We start from the raw sequence: 6391 nt of genomic DNA on the forward strand, positions 1-6391 counted from the left end.
CGGCGGCGCCGGCCGCCTCGGGGGTGGTGCCGGCGGCGGCGAGCAGCGCCTTCACGGCGTCGTCACCGACCGCGGTCAGGGCGGCCACGAGGTGGTCGGGGGTGATCTCGGGGTGCCCGCCCGCCTGTGCGTCGCGCTGGGCGATGGCGAGCACCTCGGCCACGAGGGTGGTCGGGTTGAGGTCCATGGGTCTCCTCGGACTGGTCGGGTGGTGCGTCCGGTGGGCCCGGGCGCCTGTCGTCTGTAGGTGTCAACGACCCCGAAGTTGAGTCCATTCCACTCAACCCACCACGGGTGGAGGCGGCATGCCCCCCCCGGTCGGACTCGGCGGAACGACGCGGAGGACAGCCCGGTGCACCGCGCCCCGGGGAAATTGCGCCGGGCCTCTTCCCCGGCTACCTTGCAGGGACCGGCCCGGGGTCCTCCTGTGCCACATCTCGGTCGCACCGCCAGTCCCGACGATGCGGCCACGTCACACCACTCATGATTGGGGAAATGTCGTGATGAACTCCACCTCCCGCAAGGCCATGGGCGCCCTGGGCGTCGTCGGCCTCGCGCTGACCGCCGCCCCGGCCGCCGTCGCCGCCGGTGGCAACGCCGCTGCCGAGCAGGGCACGGCGGGCGACTACATCGTGCTGCTGAACCAGTCGGCCAAGGTCGCCAGCGCTGGTGGTCTGGACACCGCGTCCGGCAAGGCCGCCGCTCAGGCGCACACCAACCGCGTCGTCGAGGGCTTCAAGGCCGACGGCATCGAGGTGAAGCGCACCTACTCGACCCTGGGTGGCTTCTCGGCCACGCTGACGGCCGAGCAGGCCGCCGAGCTCCAGAACGACCCGGCCGTGGCGAGCATCACCAAGGACACCGTGGTGACCCTGGGCGAGCAGAAGGGCTCCACCCAGAGGATCACCGGCGCTCCCGCCGCCGGCGAGCAGAAGGACCCCTACTCCTGGGGTCTCGACCGCATCGACCAGGCCAACCTGCCCCTGGACAACGTCTTCAAGTACGCCGCCAGCGGCCAGGGCATCACCGCCTACGTCATCGACTCCGGCGCGCGCTCCTCCCACCTCGACTTCACCGGCCGCATCAAGCCGGGCAAGGACGTCGTGAACGACGGCCTGGGCACCGAGGACTGCCTGGGCCACGGCACCCACGTCGCCGGCACCGTCGCCGGTGAGTTCTCCGGCGTGGCCAAGGAGGCCTCCATCGTGCCGGTGCGCGTGTTCGGCTGCGAGGGCAGCGCCCCCAACTCCCAGATCATCGAGGGCATGGACTGGGTCGCCGCCAACGCCAAGGCCCCGGCCGTGGTGAACATGAGTCTGGGTGGCCCCGTCGACCCGGCCTCCGACCAGGCTGCCGAGCGCCTCGTGGACGCCGGCCTCGTGACCGTCGTGGCCGCCGGCAACGACGCCAACGACGCCTGCGAGAACTCCCCCTCGCGCGAGCCCAAGGTCCTGACCGTCGCGGCCACCGACCAGAAGGACAACCGCTCCATCTTCGGCGGCGGCCAGGAGTCCTCCTACGGCAAGTGCGTGGACCTTTTCGCGCCCGGCAGCAACATCGTCTCCTCCGGCTTCGAGGCGGACGACCAGCTCCTCGAGATGGGCGGCACCTCCATGGCCGCCCCGCACGTGGCCGGCGCCGCTGCCCTGTACCTGCAGAAGAACCCCAAGGCCACCGTCGCCGAGGTCAACAAGGCCATCACCTCCACCGCCACGCAGGGCAAGGTCAAGGACCTCAAGGGCTCCCCGAACCTGCTGCTCAACACCACCGAGCTGCTCAAGGGCGGCGACAAGCCGGACCCGGACCCCAAGCGCGACCTCGTCCGCTGGGGCGGCAAGGACCGCTACGAGACCGCCGCTGAGGTCGCCACCTCCGGCCAGAAGTCCGCCGCCACGGTCTACCTGGCCTCCGGTCAGGGCTTCTCCGACGCGATGACCAGCTCCAACGCGGCCGCCGGCAGCGCGCGCACCGCCGCCCTCCCGGGTGACGGCGACGTCCCGACCCTGCTGACCCGCACCGGCTCCCTGCCGGCCTCCACCAAGGCCGCCCTGCAGAAGCTGGGCACCAAGTCCGTCACCGTCATCGGTGGCGAGAAGGCCGTCTCCCCGGCCGTCGAGGCCGAGCTCAAGGCCATGGGCCTGGGCGTGAAGCGCATCTCCGGCGGCGACCGCTACGAGACCAGCGCCAACGTCGCCAAGCGCTTCGGCTCCGGCGTGGACACCCTCTACGTGGCCTCCGGTGAGGACAAGGCCTACGCCGACGCCCTCGCGGGTGCCGCACTGGCCGGCTCGAAGCAGGCCCCCGTCCTGCTGACCCGTCCGGACCAGGCGGACGCCGTCACGATGGACGCCGTCAAGTCCCTGGCCCCGAAGAAGGTCGTCGTGCTGGGTGGCCCCGCCGCCGTGTCCGACGCCGTGGCCAAGCAGGTGGGCGCCTCCGAGCGTCTCGCCGGCGCCGACCGCTACGAGACCTCCGTGGCGATCGCCAAGAAGTTCGAGGGCGAGAAGTACAACTTCTTCGCCACCGGCCACGACTACGCCGACGCCCTGTCCGGCGGCACCATGGCTGCCAACCAGGACAGCCCGCTGCTGCTGACCCGCCAGCAGGCCCTGCCGGGCTCCGTCGGTGCCTACGTCAAGGCCGACCCCGCCGACCACAACGTGATCGTGGGTGGCCCGGCCGCCGTCTCCACCACCGTGGAGGCCAGCCTGAAGGCCGCCCTGGGCATCAAGTGAACCGATCGGGGGTGAACGCCCGGCGTTGACCCCGCGATCCCGACGAGGGGCCCTGACCGCACTGCGGTCGGGGCCCCTCTGGCGTCTCCGACGCCCATCGCCCACCCCTGGGTGGAGGAGACGCATCATCCTCTGGCATGAGACAGGTCACGGTTTGATACCGAAGCCCCTGGGGCTCCTCGCGAGGGGTTCCGCCCGTGGGGGGATTCTGAGAGGTTGCTCACACCCATCCCATCCCATCCATACAAGGAGATCCTGTGGCAACTCACCGCACCCTGTCGCGAGCCCTCACCGCCCCGGCGATGGCGATCGCGCTGGCCGGTCTGGTCGTCCCCGCAACGGTGGCAGCCCCGGCCGACCGCACCCCCTCGGAGGCCGAGGTGCTGGCCGTCACCGAGGGCGCGGCCCGCGACGCGGCCGCCCAGCAGGAGTTCACCGACGGCGCGTACGTCGTGACCTTCCGCGACCAGCCCACCATCGCCTACGACGGCCACCTGGCGGGCCTGGCGGCCACCAGCCCGGCCAAGGGTGCGTCCCTGAACCGCGCGAGCGCCGCGGTGAAGCGCTACGAGAGCCATCTGGTGCAGCGCCAGGACGCCGCTCTGGCCTCCGTCGGTTCCCCCAAGCCCGTGGTCCGCTACACCACGGCCCTGTCCGGCGTGGGTGTGCACCTCACCGGCGAGCAAGCCGCCCAGCTGGCCCGTTCCGCCGACGTGCTCGGCGTGACCCCCGCAGAGACCCTGCAGCCCACCACCAGCGAGTCCCCCGAGTTCCTGGGCCTCACCGGCCCGAACGGCGTGTGGGCGCAGCAGGGCGGCCTGCAGGGCGAGGGCGTCGTCGTCGGCGTCATCGACTCCGGCATCTCGTACCACAACCCGAGCTTCTCCCCCGAGGGCATCCAGGCCCCGCCGGCCGACTGGAAGGGCGCCTGCAAGACCGAGGCCGCCCAGGACTTCCCCGCCGACGCCTGCAACAACAAGCTCATCGGTGCCCGCTTCTACGTGGACGGCTTCGGCCGCTCCCGCATCGCCGACCACGAGTCCCTCTCCCCGCTGGACGTGGGCGGCCACGGCTCGCACACCGCCAGCACCGCCGCCGGCAACTCGGGCGTGAAGGCCATGGTCAACGGCCAGGAGCACGGCGTCATCTCCGGCATGGCGCCCAAGGCGCACGTGGCGGCCTACAAGGTCTGCTGGGACGAGAAGGACGGCGACGGCGGCTGCAACACCATGGACTCCGTCAAGGCCATCGACGACGCGGTGGCCGACGGCGTGGACGTCATCAACTACTCCATCTCCGGGACCTCGAGCAACTACGTGGACCCGGTCGAGATCGCCTTCATGAACGCCGCCGCCCACGGCATCTTCGTGGCGGCCTCCTCGGGCAACTCCGGCCCCAAGGCGTCCACCACCAACCACCCCTCCCCGTGGCTCACCACGGTGGCCGCCTCCACGCACCGCGTGTCCGAGAACACCGTGGTGACCGGTGACGGCAAGCGCTACATCGGTGCCTCCATCACCAAGGCCCTGCCGAGCTCCCCGCTGGTGCTCGCCGAGGACGTGGCCGCCGCCGGGGCCGACCCGGCCAAGGCCGCGCTGTGCTTCCCCGGCACCCTGGACCCGGCCAAGGTGGCCGGCAAGATCGTGGTCTGCGACCGCGGCGAGAACGCCCGCACCGAGAAGTCGGACGTGGTGGCCAAGGCCGGTGGCGTGGGCATGGTGCTGGTGAACACCAGCGACAGCTCGCTGGACACCGACGCACACGTCATCCCCACCGTGCACCTCTCGCACACCCACCGCGACGCCATCCGGGCCTACGCCCAGCAGGAGGGCGCCACCGCGGAGATGCTCGAGACCAACGAGGGCTCCACCACCCAGGTGCCCGAGATCGCCGGGTTCTCCTCGCGCGGCCCGTCACTGGGCGGCGAGGGCGACATCCTCAAGCCCGACGTGTCCGCCCCCGGCGTGGGCGTGCTCGCGGCCTACGCCACCCCCGAGCGCGGCGCCGACGTGTGGAACTACAGCTCCGGCACGTCCATGAGCTCCCCGCACATCGCGGGCCTCGCCGCGCTGGTCAAGCAGGCCAACCCCGAGTGGTCCCCGATGGCGGTCAAGTCGGCCATCATGACCACCGCCCGCGACCACGCGAGCGCCGCCAGCAACGACCCGTTCGCCACCGGCGCCGGGTTCGTGGAGCCGCGGAAGATGCTCTCCCCCGGCCTCGTCTACGACGCCGGCGAGCAGGACTGGTGGGACTTCCTGGCCGGCCAGGGCGTGACCCGCGGCGGCAAGCCCGTCTCGGACAACCCCATCGACGCCTCGGACCTCAACCAGGCCTCGATCGCCGTGGGCCAGCTGCTGGGCCAGAAGACCGTCACGCGCACCGTCACCAACACCACCGGCAAGGCCACCACGTGGACCGCCAAGGTGTCCGGTGTGGACGGCGTGCAGACCACCGTGAGCCCGTCCACCGTCTCGCTGAAGCCGGGCGAGTCGGCGGAGGTGAAGATCACCTTCAAGAACCTCACCCTGGCCAAGGACGCATGGGCCAAGGGCTCGCTCACCTGGTCGGCCGCCGGCCAGAACGACGTGCGCTCCCCCATCGCCGTGCGTGCCGGTGAGCTCAAGGCGCCCAGCCTGGTGAAGGGCAAGAGCACCGACGAGGAACTCACCATCCCGATGACGGCCGGCCGCGACCGCGACGTCAACCTGTCCACGCGTGGCCTCGTGCCCGCCGTGGAGGTGCGCGGCGAGGTGGGCATGCCCTCCAACCGCAACGAGCTGGTGGTGGACGACCCCAACAACCTGCGCTGGGACTTCGCCGGACCGCGCTACGGCTCGCTGTGGACCGAGATCATCCCCGACGACCCGTCGGTGGACCTCGACCTCTTCGTCACCTACAAGGGCACCAGCCTCAAGGTGGGCCAGGCGGCCACCGCCGGCGCGGCCGAGCGCATCCTCATCCCGACCCTGCTGCTGCAGGACGACTACACGGTGCACGTGCAGGCCTACGACCTGAAGGGCGCGACGAAGACCGGCGTGACCCTGCGCAGCTTCGTGCTGCCGGAGAAGGGCGACGCGGGCAACCTGACCTTCGCCAACCCCTTCAGCCTGAAGGCCGGCGTGGAGCAGAAGATCCCGGGCAAGATCTCCGTGGACGACACCTCCAAGGCCTGGTTCGGCAAGGTGACCACCACCGACGTGGGCCGCAGCTACCCGATGCTGGGCGAGACCTACGTGCTGCTCGAGCCCGGCCAGGAGGAGACCCCCGAGCCGAGCCTGCGCCGCCTCGAGGGACGTGACCGCTACGCCACGGCCGCCGAGGTGGCCAAGGAGTTCGGTACCTCCGAGACGGTCTACATGGCCTCCGGCCAGGGCTTCGCCGACGCGATGTCGAGCACGGCCGCAGCCGGCTCCGGCATGGTGCGCACGCAGTCGATGCCCGACGAGGACGGCAAGGAGGTGCCGGTGCTGCTGACCCGTCAGGACCGCATCCCGGCCCAGACCACCGAGGCGCTCAAGGCTCTGGGCGCCAAGCGCGTCATCCTGGTGGGTGGCGAGACCGCCGTCTCGGCGAAGGTGGCCGACGAGCTGGAGGCCAGCGGTCTGTCGGTGGAGCGCATCTCCGGCGCCAACCGCTACGAGACCAGCGCCAAC

3 protein-coding genes are annotated in these 6391 nt (G+C 71.3%); 2 read left to right on the forward strand and 1 reads right to left on the reverse strand.

Annotated features, from left to right (window positions below; translation table 11 throughout):
* Positions 1–187 (reverse strand): Clp protease N-terminal domain-containing protein (locus HMPREF3099_RS07520; RefSeq protein WP_141762051.1); only part of this gene is annotated, 187 nt, incomplete at its 3' end.
* A gap of 316 nt (positions 188–503) precedes the next feature.
* On the opposite strand from HMPREF3099_RS07520, the gene HMPREF3099_RS07525 reads away from it, so the two are divergent.
* The gene (locus tag HMPREF3099_RS07525; protein ID WP_070705412.1) at positions 504–2735 is read left to right on the forward strand and encodes a cell wall-binding repeat-containing protein; all 2232 of its coding nucleotides are present in this window, start codon (positions 504–506) and stop codon (positions 2733–2735) included.
* A 257-nt stretch (positions 2736–2992) separates the two neighbouring features.
* The coding region (locus HMPREF3099_RS07530; protein ID WP_141762052.1) for a S8 family serine peptidase at positions 2993–6391 on the forward strand (3399 nt) is incomplete at its 3' end.

It is taken from the genome of Kytococcus sp. HMSC28H12, assembly GCF_001816045.1.
Taxonomy (GTDB): domain Bacteria; phylum Actinomycetota; class Actinomycetes; order Actinomycetales; family Dermatophilaceae; genus Kytococcus; species Kytococcus schroeteri.

What these genes read in the sequence shown, in the direction of transcription:
- HMPREF3099_RS07525 (WP_070705412.1), top strand. Translation starts at nt 504, where the DNA reads ATGAACTCCACCTCCCGCAAGGCCATGGGCGCCCTGGGCGTCGTCGGC.